We start from the raw sequence: 24,712 nt of genomic DNA on the forward strand, positions 1-24,712 counted from the left end.
ATATTTAATAGCAAACTTTATTTTATGAATTCATTTCCGCCAACATAATTGTAAAGCATCATTCACGGTAATAGTACCATCATCCTGTAAATATCGAAGTACCTGTTGAATCTTCTCTTCCTGTAACTTAGTTTTAGTCAAGATTTCCTGAACAGTTGACGGCGCATTCTTTAATATCCGCCCAAGAGTCTCTTTATATATTTCGAAATCATCCTCCGAAAAGGTTGACTTTTTCTTTTTCAAGCACACATCACATTGATTACAAACCTTTTGATAGAGTTGTCCAAAGTATGACAATAACTGCTGGCTTCGGCAAATATTCTCCTCTTCAGCATAGGACAACATAGCCTTGATGCGACCTTCAAACTGTAAAAGCCGATCCTCATAAACTTCTTTCGAAATAGTAATATAGCGCTCATCTTCGCGAGATTGTGTAAATGAAACAAAGGGGGATTTTCGGGCAGGAATATAATTGACAATATTTTCTTTTGTTAGTTGCGAAAACGCTATATAAACCTCTTCGCGCGTTGTTCCTGCCCGCTGGGCAATAATCTCTTCGCTAATATGGGCATAATCGGAGAACAGACCGGTATACGATCGCAAAGTAACTTGCAAGATCGTATCCCAGAGATCATTTTTGTGTCTTAAGAGATACAAGTCTTCCTTAGTCACCGTAATCATTAGCCGGGAAGGATTATCCAGTTCATCCGTAAGTTCTATGTAACCAGCCTGTTCTAAAATTTTAAATGCATGATAGGTACTATTTAGTGGCAAATGATAAGTGACACAAAACTTCGTTAAATCGAAAGGAACCACGAATCCAAATCCTGAACCAATCGCAATCTGATAAAAATTGCACAAACAGTTATATGTATGGATAATACGCTCTTTTGGTGGGAAAGCATCGGAAATGCGACGCTTTAAAACTGCACCATCTGTTTTGCTATAAATCAGGATTGCATATGCTTTCTTCCCATCCCGTCCTGCCCTACCCGCTTCCTGAAAATAGGCCTCAATGGAATCTGGTAAATCCAGATGAATGACTACGCTGACGTCAGACTTATCGATTCCCATCCCGAATGCATTCGTCGCAACCATCACTCGCACTTTGTTTCCTTTCCAAGCCGACTGTTTGGCATCCTTTGTTTCCCGGGGTAATCCTGCATGAAAATAATCTGCTGAAACAGAATTCTTATTCAAAAAATCTGCGACTTCTTTTGTCTTGGTTCTGGCTCTGACATAAATGATTGCACTTCCAGAAACCCGGGATAAGATATGGATAATATGAGGTAGCTTATCATCGACACGGCGTACCACATAGGCCAGATTAGGTCTCTCAAAACTTACGCTAAAAATATTGGATTCTTTAAAAAGCAGTTTTTGCTGAATATCATCAATGACAGCTTTAGTTGCGGTTGCCGTAAGCGCCAGCAAAGGCACAGCCGGCAGATATGATCTGATGTCAGCTATTTTCAAATAAGAAGGACGAAAATCGTAGCCCCATTGAGAAATGCAATGAGCCTCATCAACGGTAATTAAATTAATATCTAAATGAGATAATCGATTGATAAATATGTCTGTAGATAAACGTTCCGGAGAAACGTACAGAAATTTATAATTTCCAAAAGTACAATTATCAAGAGTGGTCAGAATTTCAGTTCTTGACATTCCCGTACAAATCATTGCAGCTTTAATGCCACGTGATTGTAAATTATCAACTTGATCACGCATTAGTGCTATCAACGGAGTTACCACCAAACAAAGACCTTCCTGCGCTAAAGCAGGTACTTGAAAAGTAAGAGATTTCCCCCCCCCTGTTGGCATCAAACCCAACGTATCGTGCCCGGAAGCAATACTTTGAATAATTTCACTTTGCAACGGACGGAACTCATCATACCCCCAATATTGTTTTAAAATAGCAAGATATGGTTCTATTGATGCTGTTTTCATACCCACAAAATTACACTTTTTCAACCAAGATTCAAGTTCACTTAACATGATTACCCACTATCTTTGCCAAGAATTTTTATACCTGACTGCTTTTATTTGTTGATTGTAAAACGCTAATGAAAAAGATATTGGTGATATTGTTGCCGTTTATCATGGTATCAGCCTATGGTCAACAGACGAATTACGACCAGTGGCTGAATGATCTTCAGCGGAAGCAACAAATATACAACGATTTATGTTATACTCTCCATTTGCCTTCCAAAAGCAAGGTATGTGCATATGAAATTGATGGGAAAGATACACTGTTTCTTTACACCATGAATGATGTATACTGTTTCCCCCCATTGAAATTTAAAAATAAGCGGGAAGAAAGATTTTACTGGAAAACTGTGTACGATGTAAAACGCGTACTCCCCTATGCACGAATGGCATCCCGTTTACTACTAACAGTAGATCAACATTTGGCAACACTGCAAACAGAACAAGAAAAAAAAGCATATATCAAACAAGTGCAAAAAACCTTATTCAAGCAATATGACAAAGATCTTCGTTCCATGACCATTAACCAAGGGAAGTTATTAGTCAGAATGATCGACCGGGAATGTAACCAAACTGCGTATTCCATTATTCAGGAGTTCAAAGGTCCTGTCACAGCTTGGTTTTGGCAGGGAATTGCAAAATTATTCGGATCAAATTTAAAAGCTCAATATGATCCTGAAAACAGAGACCGCATTATCGAACGTGTTATTATACTGGTAGAAGCTGGAGAACTATAAAAAAATCTACCCCAGTCAATGCATTAATTTTCAGACATTTATATAAAAAGCACCATACATTCGATTGTTTTCGTAAGTCATCAAAAATCAATATCTTTGCTTATAATTTTTAACAACTAAAATCATGGCAACGATACGACCTTTTTGTGGTTTACGCCCACCAAAACAATGGGTTAAACAAATCGCATCTCGTCCTTATGACGTACTAAATTCTGATGAAGCACGTAACGAAGCAGCTGGAAACGACAAATCACTGTATCACATTATCAAACCTGAAATTGATTTTCCTACCGGAACAGATGAACACGATCCCCGTGTGTATGAAAAAGCAGCAGAGAATTTTCATCTCTTTCAAGAAAAAGGCTGGCTTGTTAAAGATACCACTGCAAATTATTATATTTATGCTCAGGTAATGAACGGAAAAACTCAGTACGGCCTATGTGTTGCCGCTTCTGTAGAAGATTATATGAATGGGGCTATAAAAAAACATGAGCTGACACGCCGAGACAAAGAAGAAGATCGAATGAAACATGTTCGCATCACCAACGCTAATATGGAACCGGTTTTTCTTGCATATCCCCATCATCAGGAACTGGATGAAATAGTAAGCCAAATCGTGCTGCAACAACCGGAATACAAATTCATAGCTTCTGATGGCATTGAGCATTTGTTTTGGATTGTTGACAATGCCGCAACGATTAATTATATTACAGAAATTTTTTCAGAGATTCCCTCCCTTTACATAGCAGACGGTCACCATCGTTCAGCTGCTGCAGCGTTAGTTGGCCATGAAAAAAAGCTACAAAATCCAGGTCATAAAGGGGATGAAGAATATAATTTCTTTATGGCCGTATGTTTCCCTGATAATCAGCTTGCTATTATGGATTACAACCGTTTAGTCAAAGATCTGAATGGCTTAACAGATTCGGAATTCTTATCAAGGTTATCAGACTCGTTTATAATCAATGAAAAGGGGTCATCTCCGTTCAAACCTAATGCTCTACATCATTTTTCATTGTATCTTTCAGGAAGATGGTACGAGTTGCAAGCCAAACCTGCAACATACAATGACAACGATCCGATTGAAGTACTGGATGTAACCATATCTTCACGATTTATTTTAGACGAAATTCTAGACATTAAAGATTTAAGAAGCGACAAACGGATTGATTTCGTAGGAGGAATTCGTGGATTGAACGCGTTACAGCAACGGGTTGACAGTGGTGAAATGAAGTTAGCATTAGCATTGTATCCTGTTTCTATGCAACAACTCATAGCAATTGCAGATACGGGAAATATCATGCCCCCAAAAACAACATGGTTTGAGCCAAAATTACGATCAGGACTTGTTATTCATACATTGGAATAATAACTCTTTCAACAAACAAAAAGCCGCTACTAATAAACAGTAAACGGCTTTTTGCTGATAATAACCCTCAACTATCGAATTACAATTTTTTGTGTCTGATCTCCAATGCGCACAATATAATAACCCACCGGTAAATCCAAGGCAAATTCCTGATGATTATATACCACTCTTTTTTCAGCAACTTTCGTTCCTACTAAACTAAAAATCTCAAGTATCGAATTTGCCGGAGCATTGGTGACAGTCATTACATGATCTTCATTCACCACAACAGTCATTCGCTGCGAAGCACTTATGGACATTGAATTTTGTCGTTGATTTTGTGCTTGAAGATTTGTTGTGATGAATAAAGTAAGAATAAAAGAAATGTAGAGTAAAGATTGTTTCATGCGCCTCGGATTTTATCACAAAAATAATCTTTCTTTTTGGAAAATGTACTATTCTATAATGAAATTTATGCTCCGGCAAGTAGCTGCTTAGCGTTATCAATCGCAGCCTGGGTTACGGAAGCTCCGCTCAGCATTGTCGCAATTTCGGCAACTCTTTCTGTTTCAGATAATTTTTGAATTGTTGTTTCTGATATTGCATTATGAATTGTTTTAGAAACGCGATAATGAAACATTCCTTTAGCTGCAATCTGAGGCAAATGAGTAATTGCAATTACTTGCATAACACCACCCAATTGTTTCATTATTAATGACATGGCATTTGCTATTTCACCTGAAATACCCATATCGATTTCATCAAAAATAATAGTTGGCAATGATTTCGTATTAGCAATTAAGGATTTAAGGCTTAGCATTACACGTGAAATTTCTCCTCCGGATGCAATTTGGGCTACCGGCTGCGGTTTGACCTGCATGTTCGAAGAAAATAAAAATTGTATTTCATCGTGTCCTATCAATGTCCAGTCGGTCAGTTGTTTTCGCTCAACCTGAAAAACAACGTGTTTCATCCCCAATTGTCTAAGTTGTTTTTCAACATGTTGAACTATTACAGAAAAAGATTTTTCTCTTTCAACAGATAATTGCTCACCTAAAACAACAACTTCCTGGAGCAAATGAGCAGTTTCTTTTTCAAGTGTCAAAATATCCTCATCAAATTCTTCAATATGTTTTAATTCCGTCGCAAACTTATCACGCAAATCAATTAACGCTGAAAGTGTAGTCACACGATGCTTTTGCTCCAGGCTATAAAGTTCATCCAGCCGCTGTTGTACTTGTAGCAAACGATCCGGCTCCACATCAATTGACATTTCATGCTTGCCTAGCTCTCCGGTAATATCTTTTAGTTCTATCTGTATAGAATCAATACGTCGTTCATACTCTTCCATGGCAGGAAAGAGTTGTTGGGCGTGGCGCATCATTCCCATGGCTTCTTTTAAAGAAGATAATACAGCATTGTCGTGACCATCAATTATATGTAACGTTTTTTGCAAATAATCTTTGATCTCTCCTGCATGTTGCAAAATATTTAGTTCTTCTTCGAGCATTTCTTGCTCGTCATCAACTAATTTTGCATCAAGTAGTTGCTGCCATTGAAACAATAAATAATCCCGCTCGGCCTGTTTTTGTAAAGACAGACTACGTAAATCGACTAATTGTTTTTGCTTTATTTGATAGGAAGCAAAAGCATTCTGGTATTCTTTTAAAAGGAGTCTGGTATTTGCAACTATATCAACAACATTCAATTGGAAAGCACTATGTTGAAGTAATAGATTCTGGTGTTGAGAATGAATATCGATTAATTTTTCTCCCAATTCCTTCAATTGTAGCAGCCCAACCGGTGAGTCGTTTATAAAGGCCCGTGATTTGCCTGAAGCATAAATTTCGCGCCGAATAATGGTTTCATCTGCATATTCCAATTCATTAGTTGCAAAGAAAGGCTGCAAGTCATATGATACAATAGTAAAAGTTCCTTCTATCACACACTTTGACGCCCCTTCCCGAATTGCCTTTGAATCCGTTCGCTGTCCTAAAATTAAACCTAAGGCCCCTAAAATAATAGATTTTCCAGCACCTGTTTCACCAGTTATAACCGAAAAGCCTTGGCCAAAATCTATGGAAAGGCGTTCTATCAGAACATAATTTTCAATGTATAAAGAACATAACATATCTATGCATCTTTCTTAATTGTTATTTTGTATTTTATCAAAACGGTTAGCTAATGCTGGGGCAACTTGCATTAGGACAGAATAGACTCCATTTCGTTCACTGGTAGTTCCTTGAGTAAAAATATCGGCAATTTCGTCAATTTTTGAGTTTAGAAATATTGAGATCACAATATTTGAGGGAGCATTATTATTGGCCTGTTTTAATAAAGTTAGAGCCTGAGCAATGGTTGCCCGACCATTATCCGGATTATCAGCCATCATGTCTAAGCCGAGACGATTATATTCATAATTCAAAGTTCGTATTGAAGCTAATTTTGGATCTAAAATGCCATTAATCAATGCATATCGATTTTGATCACTTTCAAAAGCTTTCCATCCTGATTCGGTAGATGATTGCATTGAGTTGACAATAGAATTTGCGCGTTGAAAAAATGAGGTTCCCCCTTTTAAAGCAAATGAATCGGCATCTTCGCCTAAAATAATGTATCCATAAAACATCATGACTGCCAACAAATTATTATCGACCTGATTTTCATTGATTTCCATGGATTGTCCTTCCACATAATTGAAGTTTACATTCTTATCCTGAAAATTAAAAAGAGATGTCTCATAAGAAGAATTAAAGACGGGACGACGTGATTGAACCTGTAACTCAGTAGTAAAATAATTATTAGAATATGCTTTAACCGTAAAAATAAAATTACAATCAATCTTCTCGACAGGTGAATAATCGAGGTTGGTCCACTGACGACTATTCATCCAATCATTCAGAGCTTTCTCGAGAGTAGAAAAAGCACGCGTATTGGTACCTTGTATCATGCTGGCGTTTATCTGCACATGACAATTCAGCTCCTGAGCAGAAAGGCGTAACAATATGTTACTTAAAAGAAACAATAACACCAATTTTTTCATACTCCAACACAAACGATAATAGCAATTTTTGTAATTGACATCAAATACAGAATCAACTCAAAGACAAAATTACGACAATAATTTCAAATCTCAGTTGTACATTAATCAACCATCAGCAAGTAAAATTACTATTCCGAACTTCTGCAAGGGCATAATCATTAGATACTCAAATATTTTATATTATTTAACTCGATCATCTTATTGTAATTAATACATCTTATAACCTAGTCTCATTGTATTGAAAAACATCTTGTTTTATCACATGTCTTAATGTAAAATATACATTCTACAAAATTCTTATTATCAGTTTTTTATGCCAATAATATTGTGAATAAGAAAATAAATGAGTTTATTTGCATAAGAATATTACAGGTTCATATTTTTAATCTTCGTCTTATGCCAGAATCAACACTATACCCTCATGTATCAGTCGATTGCGTTATTTTTGGCTTTACCGGTGAAAAGCTCAACATCCTGTTGATTTCAAGGAGTGGAATCAACGAAGAAGAGTGTTATAATGACATGAAGTTACCGGGAAGTGTGATTTATGAAAATGAAGATCTTGACGATGCTGCTTATCGTGTTCTTCATGAATTAACCGGGATCAAAAATATCTATCTTCAGCAGTTCCATAGTTTTGGTTCTCCTGAAAGAACTAAGAATCCACAGGATATAGTTTGGCTGGAAAATGCCATTCATATGAAAATAGGCAGAATCGTTACTATCGGGTATGTGGCACTTATCAAGATAGGACAAAAACTACAAAACTTTTCCGACAAATATGAGGCGCATTGGTGCGATATAAATAACATTGGACAACTGGCGTTCGATCATAATATCATTGTAGAAAAAGCGCTTGACTACGTAAGGCTAAAACTCGAAGATGATCCTATTGGACTTTACGAATTGCTTCCAAAGCGTTTTACTGAAGCGGAATTGCGTAATTTGCACGAGATCATTTTTGGCACAAAAGTGGATATTCGCAACTTTCATAAAAAATTTCTGTCCTTGCACTATGTTGTGCCACTTGACGAAAAGCAAGAGAATGTGGCACATCGCGCTGCCCGTTATTATCGTTTTGATAAAATCATTTATAATCAGATACATCGCTAATTTTTTCAATCTAAACAAAAAACACTTATATGTATTTATTAGGCTACGATATTGGCAGCTCATCCATAAAAGCAAGTTTAGTTAATGCCGAAACAGGGAAATGTGTAGCAGAAGATTTTTCGCCGAAACAGGAAATGTCTATAACTGCTTTACGGGCCGGATGGGCAGAACAACATCCAGATCAATGGTGGAATAATCTCAAAATAGCCACATTGTCCATACTAAATACGTCAAAAGTATCTCCGGCAGATATTAAAGCCATTGGCATTTCTTATCAAATGCACGGATTGGTCATAATAGACAAGCAACAGCAGGTGCTTCGACCGTCTATTATTTGGTGCGATAGTCGTGCGGTTCCTTATGGCGAAAATGCTTTCAAAACTATTGGAAAAACAACATGTTTAGAACATTTGCTAAATTCTCCCGGTAATTTTACAGCGGCAAAACTTGCATGGATAAAACAACATGAACCGGAATTATATGACAAGATAGACAAGATTATGTTGCCCGGAGACTATATTGCCATGCGCATGACAGGTAAAGCGGTGACAACTATATCAGGATTATCGGAAGGTATATTTTGGGATTTCAAAAAGAACTATATATCCAAACCTTTACTTGATTATTTCGGATTCTCATCTAATATCTTGCCTGATATTGTACCAACTTTTGGCATACAAGGAGAGCTTATGCCTCATATTGCCAAAGAACTAGGATTGGCAGCAGGAATTCCGGTAACATACCGGGCAGGTGATCAGCCTAACAATGCTTTATCGCTTAATGTATTTAATCCAGGAGAAATAGCAGCCACAGCTGGAACTTCAGGCGTAGTGTACGGTGTTAATGCCCAAATAAATTACGATCCATTATCACGTGTCAACATGTTTGCCCATGTGAACCATTCTGTCGATCAACCTCGTTTAGGAGTATTGCTATGCATCAACGGTACAAGTATTCTCAACACATGGATTAAAAATAATGTGGCACCGGAGAATCTTAGTTACAAAGAAATTGATCAATTAGCCGCAACCGTTCCTGTCGGAGCGGCTGGATTATCCGTGCTTCCTTTTGGGAATGGGGCGGAAAGAGTTTTGAGCAATAAAGAAACCGGCTGTTCAATAAACGGAATCAATTTCAACATTCACAGCAAAGCCCATGTCATACGTGCTGCACAAGAGGGAATTGCGTTCTCGTTCAAATATGGCATTGATATAATGAACAATTTGGGCATGGAAATCAAAGTAATTCGTGCCGGCAAAGCGAATATGTTCCTCAGTTCTTTGTTCCGTGAGACGCTTTCAACCATTACGGGAGCTACAATAGAACTTTATGATACTGACGGAGCTATAGGAGCAGCCAAGGGAGCAGGTATTGGCGTAGGAATCTTCAAAAATAATGAAGAAGCTTTTGCTTCGCTTACAAAAATGGAAACGATCACCCCAAACAGAAAACAAGAAGAAGCTGTTCATATTGCTTATGACAAATGGGAGAACACATTAAATACTGTTTTATCATCTTCGTGTACAGAAAAATAAATCAAAAATACACACAAAGACAATTTATAAATCACATTAATCAAAAACTATCATGAGTATTTTATTAGGGGATAAAGAATTTTTCCCAGGCATTGGCCAAATTAAATTTGAAGGAAAAGAAAGCAAAAATCCATTTGCATTTCGTTATTATGATGCTGAAAAAGTAGTTCTTGGACGCAAAATGAAAGATTGGTTGCGATTCTCGATGGCCTATTGGCATACATTATGTGGAACAGGAGGCGATCCATTTGGACCAGGCACCAAAGTATTTCCGTGGGACGCAAAATCAAACGCCGTGGAAAGGGCTAAGGACAAAATGGATGCTGCATTTGAGTTCATGACCAAAATAGGCATAAACTACTATTGCTTTCATGACATTGACTTAGTCGATTCATCTTCATTCAATGAGTATGAAAAGAATCTGCATGCAATTGTTGATTATGCAAAACAAAAGCAAGCTGCTTCGGGAGTTAAACTGCTTTGGGGTACAGCAAATGTCTTCAGTAATCCTCGTTTTATGAATGGAGCCGCCACAAATCCTGATTTTCAAGCAGTAGCATGCGCCGGATTTCAAATCAAAAATGCATTAGACGCTACTATCGCTTTAGGAGGTGAAAATTATGTGTTCTGGGGTGGACGTGAAGGTTATATGAGTTTGCTCAACACCAACATGAAGCTGGAAAAAGAAAATTTGGCCAGAATGCTCACCATGGCACGAGACTATGCAAGGGGACAAGGTTTCAAGGGGACTTTCTTTATAGAACCAAAACCAATGGAACCAACGAAACATCAATATGATGTAGATTCGGAAACTGTCATCGGATTCCTGCGAGCACATGGCCTTGACAAAGATTTCAAATTAAATATTGAAGTAAATCATGCCACTTTGGCCGGGCATTCATTTGAACATGAATTGCAGGCAGCAGTGGATGCAGGTATGCTTGGTTCGATAGATGCCAACCGCGGCGATGCTCAAAACGGATGGGATACTGATCAGTTTCCAATTGATATTTATGAACTAACACAGGCCTGGTTAATCATTCTTGAAGCAGGTGGATTAGTTGGGGGGACAAACTTTGATGCAAAGACACGTCGGAATTCGACAGATCTTGACGACATTTTCATTGCTCATATTGCAGGGATGGATGTGTTTGCCCGTGCATTAGAAACAGCAGCTACTATTCTTGAACAATCTGATTACAAGAAAATGCGTGCAGAACGTTATGCTTCTTTTAACAATGGAGAAGGAAAATTGTTTACTCAAAGCCAATTAACTCTGGAAGATTTGCATAAAATTGCACTTCGCGACGGAGAACCCAAACAAATCAGTGGTAAACAAGAATTGTACGAAGCTCTAATTAATATGTATATCTAATTGATCGCTCTAAATCTGCCGGTTTTAAATTGCCGGCAGATTATCTTTGCCTTAATTCAAAAACCGGAAACTATTAAATTCATTTACAATGTCATTCATAGACACATCATCGAAAAACACCGTAAGCTCTTACAATAAAGGGAATCCGGTCTATATTATGTTGCTGACTTTAGTAGCAACTTTGGGAGGTTTATTATTTGGATATGACACGGCTGTAGTTAATGGAGCAGAAAAATCATTGGTAGAATTTTATATTTACAAAACGACAGCCACTGGATATAATTATGTATCAGATATTGTTTCAGTTATTAGCCAATATCGTCTGATGATGGTTATTGTATTATATCTTGTCTTTTTTATCATAAGTGGACAATTAATCAAACTGATGGGATTAAAGAAAGGAGGTATTGTCGGTATCCTGATTATTGCGATTTTTACCATATGGGCAGTAAATTTTCTTACCAAAGCAATTCCGACTAATCCGGCTGACATCAAAGATACGGCAGACGCTGTGAAGGGATTTGTCGTTGCCAGCGCGCTAATCGGATGTATTATCGGAGGTGCTTTAGCAGGTTTTATCTCACGTGCTATTGGACGTAAAAACGGATTAATCATTGCAGCAGTAGCATTTTTCATTTCAGCCATCGGAGCCTGGCATCCTGAAAGTTTCAATATTTTCGGAACTTTAGACGTTTATGCTTTCGTGATCTTTCGGATTATTGGTGGCATTGGAGTTGGTATTGCATCTATGATTTCGCCTATGTATATTGCAGAGATAGCACCTGCTAATAGTCGAGGAAAATTAGTATCATTCAACCAATTCGCCATCATTTTTGGCATGTTGGTTATCTATTTTGTCAATTATTTCATAGCCAAACAAGGAAATGAACAATGGTTGGTTGCTACCGGATGGAGATGGATGTTTTTCTCAGGAGCTATCCCAGCTGGATTGTTCTTAATTCTTTTATTCTTTGTACCGGAAACACCCCGTTATCTTGCATTAAAAGGGAAAGATAGCCAAGCATTAAAAGTATTGGAAAAGATTGCTGGCAAAGACAGTGCCCCCACTGTACTGGAAGAAATCAAAAGTACGTTGCACGAAGTTAATGCTCCGTGGCTTTCATACGGGTTTCTGGTGATTTTTATTGGCATCATGCTCTCTGTGTTTCAACAATTTGTAGGCATTAATGTCGTACTTTATTATGCAGGAAATATCTTCCGAAATATGGGTGCTTCTACAGATTCATCCCTTTTGCAAACTATTATCGTTGGCATTGTCAATCTGACATTCACAGTTGTTGCTATACTGACAGTAGATAAGTTTGGCCGTAAACCATTAATGATCATTGGCTCTATCGGCATGGCTATTAGCATGATCGCTCTTGGATTCACATTCTTCTCAGGACATGTTGGACTGTTAGCTTTGATCTTTATGCTTCTTTACACAGCAGCCTTTGCAATGAGTTGGGGTCCTGTTTGCTGGGTTTTACTGGCAGAAATTTTTCCGAATTCCATCAGGGGAGCAATGTCTATTGCAGTCGCTGCGCAATGGATTGCCAACTGGATAGTATCGCTAACATTCCCTATGATGAATGACAACACTTGGCTCACAAATCAATTCCATCATGGATTTTCATATTGGATATATGGAATCATGGGAATTCTATCCGCTATATTTATGTGGAAGTTTGTCCCTGAAACAAAAGGGAAAAAGTTGGAAGAGATGGAGAGCCTTTGGAAAAAGAAAAACAAATAAACACTCGTTTTTATTCATGCATGGTTTAGCCGTATTCAACAATTATTTTGGGTACGGCTTTTCTTTTCATTAAATCTTCTTTGTCTGCCAATTGCCTCGCTTCAAATAAACATAACTCATCGATCCGAGACCAACCCAATAGATTACTTCCGACAGCCAAGCGACAGCAACAGGTGCATGAAATATAAAATTGACTGAATAGATAAACACCAGATAAACAATCATAACTATCAATTCAAACAACAAAGCTACCCGTGTATTGCCTGTCCCGGAAACAGCATTGAAATAAATATTGCCAAAAGAAAATACGACCAGAATTAAACAAAAAACATGTAACACTGGGACAGTGGCCAGCCTTAACACTAAATCATTGGTATAGATTGATGCAAACAATTGAGGGAAAAATGCAGTCAGTAAAACAACTGGGATGCTGATAAGGATGGTTAGCCTCTCTACACGACGTACCATGGGTAACACCTGAGAAACCCTACCTTCTCCCATTAAATTGCTGACCAACGTACTAACGGTAATACCAAATGTTATTACAGGAAGACCTAAAAGCGAATATAAACTCCGGATAATATTCGAAACGGCAAGAGGTTGTTCTCCTGATTTTTCGATAAATACAAAGAAGAGAAACCAGGTTGAAATAGATATAAATGACTGCAACATCATAAAAAGGGAAACGTCTAAGATCTCCCTAATCACATGAATTCGAATTTGATTAAATCGGAATAGTTTATAAATATCAATATGCACAAATGACACGGTATATCCAACAAAAAAGAGCATCGTAATAGCTTCTGAAAGTACAGAAGCCAATGCTGCCCCGGCAATTCCCATTCGTGCAAAACCAAAATGGCCGAATACCAGCGTATAGCTTAACAAAACATTGACGCCCATAGTAATAAAACCACTGATTGTAAGAATACCTGTACGCATGACACCTACATAAAAAGCTCGAAACATCAAATTCACAAAAGCAAAGAAGAAGCCAAAAACACGATAATCCAAATAGATAACCGTGGCTGCATATATCTCTTTTGAGTGGATAAACATCCTCAATAAAGGCGATGTAAACCAATAAGATAAACTAAACACGACCAGTGAAAGGATGAAGGAAAATAAAACTCCCTGATTGAATATATCTCCCAAAGGAATAAAATTCTTTTCCCCATTACGTCTTCCCATAAGGATCTGCGCTCCGTTAGCAAATCCCATCCCGACGACAAAGATTGCCATATAGAAAACGCCACCTAAAGCTGACGCCCCAAGTTCCACTTCTCCAATGCGTCCTAAAAAAGCAGAATCAGTAACATTCACCACGCTTTGTGCAAGCAAAGTCAAAAAGATAGGATATGAAAGCGAGAAAATGTTTTTATTGCTATACATACAAGAAAGGCATCGTTATCTGAGTTATCTAACAGGACGATAAATAAAAAACCTAACAAACATATGTATTTGTTAGGTTGAAATACAACTGAAAAATCACTCCTAAAAATGTATTTCAGAAATTCGATATAATACTACTATTGACCAGCTTGTACCAATAACCAAGCACCAGGAAATCTGCCTTGAAGGCCTAATTTCTCTTGAGTAGCCTTAGCATAGTCATTAAACGAATCGTAGATCACCCGGAACATTCCATTCTTATTCACCACAATTGCTGGATCCTTCCCCTCTGCTTTTAGCGTAGCTGACAATCTTTGTGCATTTGATTGATTTTCAAAACTACCTACCACCACATTGTATTTCATGTGAATTGGATTTTGATTCGTTTCAGAAGGTGCCAGCGTAAATGATTCTGTTCTAACATTTTCGTTGGTAGTAGCCACAGGATTAGCAGGAGCCGGATTCTGAGAGGCAGTTGACGTTGTTGTTGAAGACGAAACCGTAGGAGACGTAATCTCTGTTGCAGGTTGACTTTGGGATACTGCCGGAGCTTTCTCATAGATTCCTGCCGGATGAAGCGTCTTACATGAACCCAACATTAAAGCAACAGGAATAATCAATAAATAAGCTGTTTTTTTCATTGTCAAAGTATTTTTAAAAGTAAAGGCTAGCTCTATTTAATGCTACAAATATGAGAATTTTAAACCAAAAGAGCAAATCAAAAATTAATATCCGAGAATTTTCAGCATCGACTTGTAACTCTGCTCCTTAGCAAATAATTTCGTTACATATTCTCCTTGTTCATCAACATCAATTACTACAACTTTCGGAGCAGGGATCAAGCAATGCTGAATGCCACCAAAACCACTAAGAGCTTCCTGATAAGCACCCATATGAAAAAAACCTATGTATTGTTCATTGTTTTCAGAAATGGTTGGCAAAAACACAGCATTGGAATGAGCTTCCGCATTATAAAAATCTTCACTGTCGCAAGTCAGCCCCCCCAGATGAACCCGTTGATATTCCAGATCCCAATTATTGATTGCCAAAAAAACGTACCGCTGATCTATAGCCCATGTATCAGGAAGTGTAGTCATAAATGAGCTATCAATCATGTTCCATAATTCACGGTCGTTTTGTTGCTTCTGGTTGACAATGGAATAAAGCATTGCTCCGCTTTCACCTACGGTATAAGAACCAAACTCGGTAAAAATATGAGGTTCGGGCACTTCATTTTGAGTGCAAGTATTTTTAATTTGCGCCACAATTTCTTCTGCCATATAATCATAATCATAAGGAAAATCCAAATGTGTTTGAATGGGAAACCCTCCTCCAATATTCAAACTATCTAATTGCGGACAAATTTTCTTCAATTCACAATATAAATTGACAGCTTTATTTAATTCATTCCAATAGTAGGCAGTGTCTTTGATACCAGTATTGATAAAAAAATGCAGCATTTTCAGCTCAACCTGAGGATTATTTTGGATCTTATCAACAAAATATGGAATAATATCATTATAACGAATACCCAATCGTGAAGTATAAAAATCAAACTTGGGTTCTTCTTCTGAAGCGATCCGAATGCCTACTTTCACCGGCTGGTCAAAGTCCTTCAGTAAAAGATCCAGCTCAAACTTATTATCCAGAACAGGAATTACATTCTCAAATCCAACATTAATCAAGTTTTGAATATTCTCTATATATTGAGGCCTCTTAAACCCATTACATATGACATAAGTATCTGGTTTAAGATGACCAGTTTCAAATAAAGACTCCAATATATTAATGTCAAATGCAGATGAAGTTTCTACATGAACACCATGTTTTAAAACCTCCTCCATAACAAAAGAAAAATGTGAGCTTTTCGTACAATAGCAGTAATGATATTCAGCATTATAATCAACTTTGGCCATTGCCACATTGAACATCCTTCGCGCACGTTGTATATTTTTTGCGATTTTAGGCAAATAACTTATTCTCAACGGAGTACCATATTGTTTTATAATATCCATCAAAGGGATATTAAACCAATACAATTCATTATCCACTAGAGAAAACTCTTCATTCGGAAACTCAAAAGATTGTTCAATTAAATCAATATACTTATTTTTCATGTCGTATATATATGAAATAGCTAAGTTAGATATTCAAATATTGCGCGATCTAATTCATTCACATTGACATAAAACAAACAAAGCAAACATTCCTATGCTTCAATTTAATTTCATACCAAGAAATTTGAGAGCGCAAAATTAAACATATTAATTGAAATGCAATCGACAAAAATGAAAAAGCAATTCTTATAATAATCTAATAAGAAATGGCTTATTATTGCGAAATTGGATTGATCGAAAAGAAGAATAAGAGACTTGCTTGAATGCTTAGTGATATCCCAATACCTGATTATATATATTTCGTACTTTCTGTCCGGCATATTCCCATTTAATCGTGTTGATTTCTTTCAGTCCTTCTTCGTGTAAATGCCTGTACATTGCCGGGTATTTGACAATTGAATACATGGCGTCGGACATTGCTTCTACATCCCAATAGTCAATTTTAATTGCATTAGTGAGAATTTCCGCACAACCGGATTGTTTGGATATAATGGTAGGAGTCCCCACTTGCATGGCTTCTAATGGAGATATTCCAAAGGGTTCCGAAACAGATGGCATTACATAAGCATCGCTTTGAGCAAGCAATTCATATACATCCCGGCCTTTCAAAAAGCCTGTAAAATGGAATCTGTCAGCAATACCACGTTCAGCAACCAAGCGTATCATAGCATTCATCATATCGCCACTGCCTGCCATAACAAACTGAACATGTTTGGTTTTTTGCAAAACTCGTGCAGCAGATTCAACAAAATATTCAGGTCCTTTTTGCATAGTAATGCGCCCTAGAAATGTAATAATCTTATTCTTATGTGGTAGTTTTTTAAAGGTATCAACGTCTGACAAAGGTTCAACTGCATTATGCACCGTCGTCACCTTTCTCGGATCAATATGATATTTATCAATTACAATATTGCGAGTCAGATCACTCACTGTAATAATATGATCAGCAGCATCCATTCCCCGTTTTTCTATATTATAAACAATAGGATTGACATTCCCCCTACTCCGGTCAAAGTCTGTTGCATGTACATGAATCACCAGAGGTTTGCCTGTAATCTGTTTGGCAAATATTCCGGCCGGATAAGTCAACCAATCGTGAGAATGAATAATATCGAATGAATATGTATGTGCAATTACGCTTGCCGCAGCCTCATAATTAGAAATTTCTTCCAATAGGTTATCCGGATACCGTCCGGAAAAAGAGATGCATCCCAGCTCATTGGTTCCTATGCGTCTATAATCATAAAAAATATGATCACGCAAGTGATAAAATTCATCAGGTGACATAAATTGACCCAATTGCTCTTGCACAAAATTCCAATCTACATCTTTCCAGACAACGGGGATAAAACAAGCACCAATAATTTTCAAATAACGCTGATTTTCATCTCCATACGCTTTTGGAATTACGAATGTTATTTCCATATCCTGCTGCAAAGACATTCCTTTGGTTAAGCCATAACTAGCTGTACCTAAACCGCCTAAAATATGAGGAGGAAATTCCCATCCGAACATCAGTGCTTTCATATATTCGTGTATTAAATTGCTAGAAAAACGGGGTAATTAAAATTTTGAAGTAAGTGAGGCATAACAACCTCGAACATCGCTTAAGTTAGCTGAATTTGCTTATTTTAAATTATCTTTCTTCTCCATTCTATAGCTGAATTTGATCAATATAAACGATACGATAAATACGCAAAATTTCGGCAACACTCATTGCAAACGACATTGCCCCATGACCTAAAAAAGGAGGATTTCCGTCATGCAATTCCGAAAGTGTTCCGACGCATAATTCTTTCATCTCTGATTCAAAACCGATTAAAAGTCTTTCAATAAACGAAAATCCACTACGTTTATAAATCTTCAGGTAAGCATCAGCAAAAGCCCCCGCCAACCATGGCCAAACCGGACCATTATGGTAATTACGATCCCGTTGCAATTGACTTCCCACATAAAATGGTCTATAAAGTGAACTTTTAGGACTTAATGTCCTCAATCCTTTAGGAGTCAATAGTTCTCTGGTTATCAAATCAAGTACCGATTTTTGTTGTTCTTTATCTAAGGGAGAATAAGGTAATGCAACAGCCATAACCATATTAGGCCTGACCTCAACATTAGCATTTTGTCCATCAACAAAATCATACAAGTATGTACCATTCCAAAAAACATCAACAAAAGATTGCTTAGTAACTTCTGACTGATAATCAAGCAAATCAGCATTATATTCATCTTTTTGTTCTGTCGCAATTTGAACAGAAAATTTCAAAGCATTATACCATAATGCATTAATTTCAACTATATACCCACTACGTTGAATTATAGGAATTCCATTTTCAGTAGCATTCATCCACGTTGCAGCTTTTTGATTTCCGTTGGTATAGAGAAGTCCATTTTCATGCAAAAATAGATTTGGATGTTTCTGCTTCCGAATGAAGTTTATAATAGAAAGAATCAAATCTCCATATTTTGCAGTTGTATCTTTTATTCCATAAAAATCAGCATAATACTGTATAGCACGAATAGCCCACAACAGAACATCAGGAGCTTCTAACTCATATAGATTCTTTTCAATAAGGTTACCCTCTAAAAAAGAAAGAATGGTAACAGAAGCCGTTTGCATAATTTTCTCAAACATATCCCTGTCATCAATCACCAGGGTAGCTCCTGCAAGCGCAATAAATTCATCTCGCGCCCTTACTTTAAACCACGGATAACCTGCCAGCAAATAATAATTATCACCAGATTTCAAATAAAACTGCTGAGCCGCATTCTTCAAAGTGTGAAAAAAATCACTCCTTATGGTACGCTTAGCTACTTCATCATCATATAATTTAAAAAGAGTCCTCGGTTCTACAGAGCTGGTCCCTGCCGAAAAAACAAGTGCTTCTCCTTTTTTTATTGCACATTCAAAATAACCTGGGACATACAAGTCTTCTTTGTAATCATATCCCCGTTCCTGTTCTTTGAAATATTTAATTCCATTATACCAATGAGGATCAGATACAAATTGATTACTTTTTGAAAATTGCATATACAAAGCTGGATAACCCTGGTATAAACACATCGATATGCCATTCGCTACATCATTTATACTATCATTCAGCACATCATTTTCAATGCAAAGCTCGTGTACACTACGAAAAGCCAGAAAAGGCCGAAAACGAAGCGTTGTAGGAGAATGAGCATCAAGAAGGGTATAGCGAATCACAAAACGATTTTCATGAGAAATAAAAATGCGCTCTTTCGACAAAATAACGCCACCTACACGATAAATGGTTTTTGAAACTGTTTCAAGATGAAATTCCCGGATATATTTCTGCCCATTAGGACTATAAAAATTATTTTCGTATTCATGCACACCTAAATTAAACTCAGCTCCATGTTGTATAACAGTCTCATCTAAAGATGATAACAGGACATGATTACTATCACTTAATTCAGGGACTGGAACAACTAATAAGCCATGATATTTACGCGTATTGCAATCAACCAATGTAGTAGCACTATAGGCTCCTGATTTATTAGTTCTCAGAATTTCCTTACGTAAAGACTTTTCTAAATTAGTCAAACTGCTTTTATCAAATTTCAAATACGACATAACACCTTTGTTTTTAAGCGTTGCTATTTTACGGTAAAAAACCAGTGCAAGATACTCTTTTTTTCTAAATCATCTTCATTCGTAGCTGATTTTTGTTCAAAAAAAGACACACTACAAACAAAAATTTTGCCTATTTTTGCTTATAGATTCCAGTTAGAGCTAAATAGCAAAATAGCAATATGTCCCTGGCGGTTAAAATAGGAGGCTCTACATTTATTCTCTCATGGCAATAATAGAAAATATTATCAGCGTTTGCATAATCACCTATAATCAGGAACATTATATCCAACGCACTATTGAAAGTGTTCTTGCACAAAAAATAGATGCTGGTATAGAGATAATAATCAGCGACGATGGATCTACCGATCGAACAGCTCAGATATGTACAAACTTCCAGACAAACTATCCTGCTCTTATCCGGTTCATCCGTTCGTCAATTAACCGAGGAGTCCTGTCAAACTGGTATCAGGCGATAAAAGCGGCATCTGCGCCTTATATTGCTATTTTAGAAGGAGATGATTACTGGATTGATCCAGAAAAGTTGAGCAAACAACTGGCTATCCTGAAGAAAGATCAGGTGGGATTTGTATACACCGATTTTTATTATTCCGATGAACAACACCACACCCTGATTCAAGGAATGAAACACTACAAACCCTCGAATAATTTATTCGAAGAAACATTATTTGATCAGGCGATCACGTCATCTACCATCATGTTTCGTAGAGAAATATTCGATTTCGCATTATTCCAACGATTCATTGAAAATCATTTCTTAACTCCTGACTTACCTCTATTTCTGCAATTTAGCCTTACATCAACAGGAACATTTCTATCAGACGTCACAACAGTTTATACCTGGAAAGCCGGAAGTGTACGCCGTCCAATATTACAACATGATGAACTTCAATTTCGTGAGTCTATTTATCGTATTCGTCTCTTTTTTATCCAAAAAGCAAGAGAAAATCAAAAATCCAGTTTGCTAAAAAATGAATATATCCACAAAAGCGATCAATTGCTAATCGCTTGGAAACATAATGATTTTGACTATGCTTGTCGTGTTGCAAAAACATTTCCTTTTGTACTAACATGGCGGAAAGATCGAAAATTTGCATTGGTCACCCTTTTTAGCAGAGCAAAATTCATCTTTCACTTTTTGCAACCCTATATAACCCGTAAACGAACACTTCAATGACTATGAATAAACCATTGCACATAGTACAGCTCCCCTCCTATTTCATGCCATTCGGAGGTGGTGAGTTTTGTATGGAACAGAGTGTTGCATTAAAAAAATCAGGAATCGACCCGGTCATTATCGCACATGTCATATTACCTTTTCAAGCTGCATTCAATATCAGATATTCTCCCTTTGAGCACATGACAGAAGAAAACGGCATTCCTATATATCGCACATACCAACGCAACATCCCAAAAACAAACAAAATAAATTTAGAACGATGGATCAAAGGAACAGTAAATAGGGTATCGGCATACATTAAAAAAAATGGTAAACCTGATTTAATTCACGCTCATGGTTGGCAATGCGCTGGATACGCCTGTTCCATCATCAAAGAAAAATATCAAATTCCTTATATTATCACCGAACATTCCGGCAAACTGAATCCAAACTCTGATTTTATTGATAAAATGAAATCGGATGATTGGATTAATCATAAAATACGAACAGCATACAATCATGCTGATGCTATTATCGGAGTTTCAAACGAAGTTTTGGATGGTATTCGACAGTTTCTCCAGACTGATGTCCCCCTATTTTGTGTCTCCAACCTCTTGGATGTTGATTTTTTTAGTTTACGCCAATTGAAACTCACTAAACACGATAATTTTATTTTTGCTGCTGCGAATTCTAATGTACCAGCCAAAGCATATCATATCTTATTTCAAGCATTTGACATACTTTGTGAACATAATCCCAATGTACAGTTACATATAGCAGGAAATGGATTTAATACAAAATTAGGGAAACAATTAATGCGCGCAACCATCCATCACGATAAAATTGAATTATTGGGATGGCAATCACCGGAAGGAATCAGAAGTTTATTGTACAATGCCGATGCTTTCGTATTATCAAGCTGTGAAGAGTCACAATCTATTGCCACTCTGGAAGCAATGTGCATAGGCTTACCTGTCGTGGGAACAGCAGTCATCCCCGAAGTTATGCTGACTTCAAATGTCGGATATCGTGTTCCTGTTAATGATCCTCCAATGCTTGCTAAAGCTATGTTGAAAATGATTGAACATTATCAGGAGTTCGACATAAAAAAAATAAGAGGAACTGCACTTGCTTTGGCACATCCGGATATAGTTGCAAAACAAATTTTGAAAATATACCAAATGGTGATAGCCTAAAAATTTGAAGAGTATTTATTTCCTGAATTTCATCAACAAATCAACTAGGAGATTCGTTTTTTTTATTTCAAAATAGGACAACCTGCTACTGGCAAATTGCACATAAGAATCTGCTACGGACTCTATCATGCTACCTTCCAGATCAAAAGCAATTGTTTTATCCGAAAGATATTGAATAGCGCTCCAAATTAACAAGCTGAGCGCTCCCGAACCTTTGTAACTTTCATCAATGGCATATGTCAAGCAATATGCGCTTCGTTTATCCCAAACCACAAAAAGTGCAGCATGCAATTTATTCTGATCGTCATGAGCAGCCATTATTATTCCCTGATTTCTTTCCAAAGCAGTAGTCGCCACTCGACAAAAAAATTCCCAAGAATATGAGAGCTTCTTTTTCCGCTGAGCCCAAACCATCTGGGTAAATTCATAAAATGCATTCGGATTCAGATCAAAAGAAATCATTAAGGATGCTTCAGCTTTACGGATATCTCGCTTTTTCCGATTGCTAAAAGCTTCAAAAACCAGTTTTGGATTAGAAATATCCTCTATAACGAATGAATAGCGTGTAGTTTGTCCAAATCCTTTCCAATAAAAAGGTAACCCATTGGTAAAAGAAGGATGAAATGTCTGCAAATAATACACAAAACCGAATCTATAAAGTTCTTCTATAAAATATGTAACAATTTTTTTCTCAAGCTCATATTGATTCCTCAACAGAAAAGGCTGATTAGGTTTTATCCAAATGCCGCTGTAAGGAGTTAACTGAGGTTCAATAATAAATTTCAATCCAAATTTTTTACGAAAATGGAAAGGCATAGCAGCCACAATATCATTATTCACTTTATAAAGAAACAGATCCCAGTCACCTTTGATGCATACAGTATCCATCCACCATGCCTGTTGAAACAATGGAATATCTTCCCGCTCACATAAATGTTTGTAAATATCTTTCACTAGCAATGAATCAATATCTTATCAACCTATCATAAACACATTTCAAGGCAAAGATAAATATTAATCACAACAAAACAGGATATTACGATATATGGATAAAATTTATCTTCGAATGAGGATAAATTTGTTTTACTCATCATGACTCATTCAAACAAAAAACTATTGTTTAGCAGTCATGAGGCATAAAACAACTGTTTTCATTTGCCTTAGTAATACCGCCAATACAACATTTATGTTTTTTTATATTAAAATCAACGCAAAAAGGAAGATTTTTTCGCCCAACCTGCACCAAATGACAAAAATAGACTATCTTTGCAACGGATTATGGTTGATAGCGATTTCTTAAGTAAGGTTGTTCTCAATAGCATAATTTAGTATTCATATTTTTTAATCATTTATCAAATGAACATTTACATTTCGCATCTCAGCTATGGAGTTGATGACAACGGCTTAAGAGAAGTTTTTGAAGCTTATGGGCAAGTAGATTCTGCTAAGGTAATTACTGACAAGTTTACAGGAAAATCCAGAGGATTTGGATTTGTTGAAATGCCTGATGACAATCAAGCAAATAAAGCTATTGAGGCGCTCAATCAATCAGAAGTCAATGGAATGACTATTAACGTTAATGTAGCAAAACCTCGTGAAGAACGTCCTCGTAGAGAATTTAGCAACAGAAATAGCGGTGGTTATGGGAACGAACGCCGCAACAACAGATGGTAATCTATTGTAAATAAAATATATAAATAAAAAAACGTCTCTATCATAAAAATAGAGACGTTTTTTTATGGCGTAAACCAATAGATTTATATAGTCATAATTTCTTTCTCCTTAGCCAGAAGCATCTCATCCACTTTCTTTATAAATTTGTCATGAATCTTTTGTGCTTCATTTTCAGCATCTTTCACTTCATCTTCAGGCATACCATCTTTAGTTGCTCTTTTAACTAAATCAATAGCATCTCGTCTTGCAGTCCGAATGCTGACTTTAGCTTCTTCAGCTTCATGTTTAGCCTGTTTTACTAATTGCTTACGTCTTTCTTCAGTTACAATAGGTATGGATAAACGAATGACTTCTCCGTTATTAATTGGAGTGATCCCTATTTCAGATGCCATAATAACTTTTTCGATTACACTTATCATAGCCTTTTCCCATGGTTGAATCGTAATCGTTTTAGCATCAGGTGTTGTAATCGTAGCTACCGCACTAATAGGTACATGGTTGCCATAATACTCCACATGTAAGCCATCTAATATTCTGGGATTGGCTTTACCAGCCCGAATATGTGCAAACGTTTCATCTAAAAAACTTATAGAAGCGGCCATTTTAGTTTCAGCCGACTTCAGAACTTGTTTCACATCTGTCATAACTTCTAATTTTAGGAG

General features: G+C 36.8%; 20 protein-coding genes. 9 read left to right on the top strand and 11 right to left on the bottom strand.

Annotated elements, in window-relative coordinates:
- Positions 1 to 30: 30 nt before the first annotated feature.
- Positions 31 to 1,935 (bottom strand): RecQ family ATP-dependent DNA helicase, encoded by a 1,905-nt coding sequence (locus FHX64_RS04040; RefSeq protein ID WP_425487958.1) that lies wholly within the window; start codon positions 1,933 to 1,935, stop codon positions 31 to 33.
- A 131-nt stretch (positions 1,936 to 2,066) separates the two neighbouring features.
- Here FHX64_RS04040 and FHX64_RS04045 point away from each other — a divergent pair, with 131 nt between their 5' ends.
- Complete coding sequence (locus tag FHX64_RS04045) at positions 2,067 to 2,726, top strand: DUF4294 domain-containing protein (protein ID WP_183412541.1); 660 nt, start codon at positions 2,067 to 2,069, stop codon at positions 2,724 to 2,726.
- A gap of 124 nt (positions 2,727 to 2,850) precedes the next feature.
- Complete coding sequence (locus FHX64_RS04050; protein ID WP_183412542.1) at positions 2,851 to 4,095, top strand: DUF1015 domain-containing protein; 1,245 nt, start codon at positions 2,851 to 2,853, stop codon at positions 4,093 to 4,095.
- Positions 4,096 to 4,166: 71 nt separating this feature from the next.
- Here the strand turns inward: FHX64_RS04050 and FHX64_RS04055 are convergent, their stop codons facing one another.
- From FHX64_RS04055 to porD, 3 genes are all read right to left on the bottom strand, one after another.
- Positions 4,167 to 4,481 (bottom strand): T9SS type A sorting domain-containing protein, encoded by a 315-nt coding sequence (locus FHX64_RS04055; protein WP_183412543.1) that lies wholly within the window; start codon positions 4,479 to 4,481, stop codon positions 4,167 to 4,169.
- 65 nt (positions 4,482 to 4,546) lie between these two features.
- Positions 4,547 to 6,205, bottom strand: coding sequence for a DNA repair protein RecN (recN, locus tag FHX64_RS04060; protein ID WP_183412544.1), 1,659 nt, complete (start codon positions 6,203 to 6,205; stop codon positions 4,547 to 4,549).
- Positions 6,206 to 6,220: 15 nt separating this feature from the next.
- A complete protein-coding gene (gene porD / locus FHX64_RS04065) occupies positions 6,221 to 7,117 on the bottom strand; it encodes a type IX secretion system protein PorD (RefSeq protein WP_183412545.1) in 897 nt (298 codons plus the stop codon).
- Positions 7,118 to 7,513: 396 nt separating this feature from the next.
- On the opposite strand from porD, the gene FHX64_RS04070 reads away from it, so the two are divergent.
- The 4 genes from FHX64_RS04070 (at position 7,514) to xylE (ending at position 12,896) form a co-directional block, all read left to right on the top strand.
- A complete protein-coding gene (locus FHX64_RS04070; RefSeq protein WP_183412546.1) occupies positions 7,514 to 8,230 on the top strand; it encodes an NrtR DNA-binding winged helix domain-containing protein in 717 nt (238 codons plus the stop codon).
- 29 nt (positions 8,231 to 8,259) lie between these two features.
- On the top strand, positions 8,260 to 9,765 hold the full coding sequence (locus tag FHX64_RS04075) for a xylulokinase (protein WP_183412547.1): 1,506 nt from the start codon (positions 8,260 to 8,262) through the stop codon (positions 9,763 to 9,765).
- A gap of 52 nt (positions 9,766 to 9,817) precedes the next feature.
- Positions 9,818 to 11,140: a xylose isomerase gene (xylA, locus tag FHX64_RS04080; protein WP_183412548.1), complete on the top strand. Its 1,323-nt coding sequence runs from the start codon at positions 9,818 to 9,820 to the stop codon at positions 11,138 to 11,140.
- An 88-nt stretch (positions 11,141 to 11,228) separates the two neighbouring features.
- Positions 11,229 to 12,896: a D-xylose transporter XylE gene (gene xylE / locus FHX64_RS04085; RefSeq protein WP_183412549.1), complete on the top strand. Its 1,668-nt coding sequence runs from the start codon at positions 11,229 to 11,231 to the stop codon at positions 12,894 to 12,896.
- Positions 12,897 to 12,965: 69 nt separating this feature from the next.
- Here the strand turns inward: xylE and FHX64_RS04090 are convergent, their stop codons facing one another.
- From FHX64_RS04090 to FHX64_RS04110, 5 genes are all read right to left on the bottom strand, one after another.
- Positions 12,966 to 14,288 (bottom strand): MATE family efflux transporter, encoded by a 1,323-nt coding sequence (locus tag FHX64_RS04090; RefSeq protein ID WP_183412550.1) that lies wholly within the window; start codon positions 14,286 to 14,288, stop codon positions 12,966 to 12,968.
- Between the two features lie 137 nt (positions 14,289 to 14,425).
- Positions 14,426 to 14,929, bottom strand: coding sequence for an SPOR domain-containing protein (locus tag FHX64_RS04095; protein WP_183412551.1), 504 nt, complete (start codon positions 14,927 to 14,929; stop codon positions 14,426 to 14,428).
- 84 nt (positions 14,930 to 15,013) lie between these two features.
- Positions 15,014 to 16,405, bottom strand: coding sequence for a type III PLP-dependent enzyme domain-containing protein (locus tag FHX64_RS04100; RefSeq protein ID WP_183412552.1), 1,392 nt, complete (start codon positions 16,403 to 16,405; stop codon positions 15,014 to 15,016).
- A 267-nt stretch (positions 16,406 to 16,672) separates the two neighbouring features.
- Positions 16,673 to 17,932: a glycosyltransferase gene (locus FHX64_RS04105; RefSeq protein ID WP_183412553.1), complete on the bottom strand. Its 1,260-nt coding sequence runs from the start codon at positions 17,930 to 17,932 to the stop codon at positions 16,673 to 16,675.
- Positions 17,933 to 18,059: 127 nt separating this feature from the next.
- Positions 18,060 to 20,003: a glycogen debranching enzyme N-terminal domain-containing protein gene (locus FHX64_RS04110; protein ID WP_183412554.1), complete on the bottom strand. Its 1,944-nt coding sequence runs from the start codon at positions 20,001 to 20,003 to the stop codon at positions 18,060 to 18,062.
- Positions 20,004 to 20,226: 223 nt separating this feature from the next.
- On the opposite strand from FHX64_RS04110, the gene FHX64_RS04115 reads away from it, so the two are divergent.
- Both FHX64_RS04115 and FHX64_RS04120 read left to right on the top strand, forming a co-directional pair.
- Positions 20,227 to 21,198 (top strand): glycosyltransferase family 2 protein, encoded by a 972-nt coding sequence (locus FHX64_RS04115; RefSeq protein ID WP_183412555.1) that lies wholly within the window; start codon positions 20,227 to 20,229, stop codon positions 21,196 to 21,198.
- Positions 21,199 to 21,200: 2 nt separating this feature from the next.
- Positions 21,201 to 22,376, top strand: coding sequence for a glycosyltransferase (locus FHX64_RS04120; RefSeq protein WP_183412556.1), 1,176 nt, complete (start codon positions 21,201 to 21,203; stop codon positions 22,374 to 22,376).
- 15 nt (positions 22,377 to 22,391) lie between these two features.
- Here FHX64_RS04120 and FHX64_RS14380 read toward each other — a convergent pair whose 3' ends face one another.
- Positions 22,392 to 23,330, bottom strand: coding sequence for a GNAT family N-acetyltransferase (locus FHX64_RS14380; RefSeq protein ID WP_183412557.1), 939 nt, complete (start codon positions 23,328 to 23,330; stop codon positions 22,392 to 22,394).
- A 402-nt stretch (positions 23,331 to 23,732) separates the two neighbouring features.
- Here FHX64_RS14380 and FHX64_RS04130 point away from each other — a divergent pair, with 402 nt between their 5' ends.
- Positions 23,733 to 24,050, top strand: coding sequence for an RNA recognition motif domain-containing protein (locus tag FHX64_RS04130; RefSeq protein ID WP_183412558.1), 318 nt, complete (start codon positions 23,733 to 23,735; stop codon positions 24,048 to 24,050).
- Between the two features lie 83 nt (positions 24,051 to 24,133).
- On the opposite strand, the gene frr is transcribed toward FHX64_RS04130, so the two are convergent.
- The gene (gene frr / locus FHX64_RS04135) at positions 24,134 to 24,694 is read right to left on the bottom strand and encodes a ribosome recycling factor (RefSeq protein ID WP_183412559.1); all 561 of its coding nucleotides are present in this window, start codon (positions 24,692 to 24,694) and stop codon (positions 24,134 to 24,136) included.
- Positions 24,695 to 24,712: the final 18 nt, after the last annotated feature.

The organism is Microbacter margulisiae (assembly GCF_014192515.1).
GTDB classification, from domain to species: Bacteria; Bacteroidota; Bacteroidia; order Bacteroidales; family Paludibacteraceae; genus Microbacter; species Microbacter margulisiae.

Coding starts and splice junctions, on each gene's coding strand:
- recN (WP_183412544.1), bottom strand. CDS start 6,205: ATGTTATGTTCTTTATACATTGAAAATTATGTTCTGATAGAACGCCTT.
- FHX64_RS04130 (WP_183412558.1), top strand. CDS start 23,733: ATGAACATTTACATTTCGCATCTCAGCTATGGAGTTGATGACAACGGC.
- porD (WP_183412545.1), bottom strand. CDS start 7,117: ATGAAAAAATTGGTGTTATTGTTTCTTTTAAGTAACATATTGTTACGC.
- xylE (WP_183412549.1), top strand. CDS start 11,229: ATGTCATTCATAGACACATCATCGAAAAACACCGTAAGCTCTTACAAT.
- FHX64_RS04090 (WP_183412550.1), bottom strand. CDS start 14,288: ATGTATAGCAATAAAAACATTTTCTCGCTTTCATATCCTATCTTTTTG.
- FHX64_RS04075 (WP_183412547.1), top strand. CDS start 8,260: ATGTATTTATTAGGCTACGATATTGGCAGCTCATCCATAAAAGCAAGT.
- FHX64_RS04095 (WP_183412551.1), bottom strand. CDS start 14,929: ATGAAAAAAACAGCTTATTTATTGATTATTCCTGTTGCTTTAATGTTG.
- FHX64_RS04115 (WP_183412555.1), top strand. CDS start 20,227: ATGGCAATAATAGAAAATATTATCAGCGTTTGCATAATCACCTATAAT.
- FHX64_RS04110 (WP_183412554.1), bottom strand. CDS start 20,003: ATGTCGTATTTGAAATTTGATAAAAGCAGTTTGACTAATTTAGAAAAG.
- FHX64_RS04120 (WP_183412556.1), top strand. CDS start 21,201: ATGAATAAACCATTGCACATAGTACAGCTCCCCTCCTATTTCATGCCA.
- FHX64_RS04045 (WP_183412541.1), top strand. CDS start 2,067: ATGAAAAAGATATTGGTGATATTGTTGCCGTTTATCATGGTATCAGCC.
- xylA (WP_183412548.1), top strand. CDS start 9,818: ATGAGTATTTTATTAGGGGATAAAGAATTTTTCCCAGGCATTGGCCAA.
- FHX64_RS04070 (WP_183412546.1), top strand. CDS start 7,514: ATGCCAGAATCAACACTATACCCTCATGTATCAGTCGATTGCGTTATT.
- frr (WP_183412559.1), bottom strand. CDS start 24,694: ATGACAGATGTGAAACAAGTTCTGAAGTCGGCTGAAACTAAAATGGCC.
- FHX64_RS04055 (WP_183412543.1), bottom strand. CDS start 4,481: ATGAAACAATCTTTACTCTACATTTCTTTTATTCTTACTTTATTCATC.
- FHX64_RS04100 (WP_183412552.1), bottom strand. CDS start 16,405: ATGAAAAATAAGTATATTGATTTAATTGAACAATCTTTTGAGTTTCCG.
- FHX64_RS04050 (WP_183412542.1), top strand. CDS start 2,851: ATGGCAACGATACGACCTTTTTGTGGTTTACGCCCACCAAAACAATGG.
- FHX64_RS04105 (WP_183412553.1), bottom strand. CDS start 17,932: ATGAAAGCACTGATGTTCGGATGGGAATTTCCTCCTCATATTTTAGGC.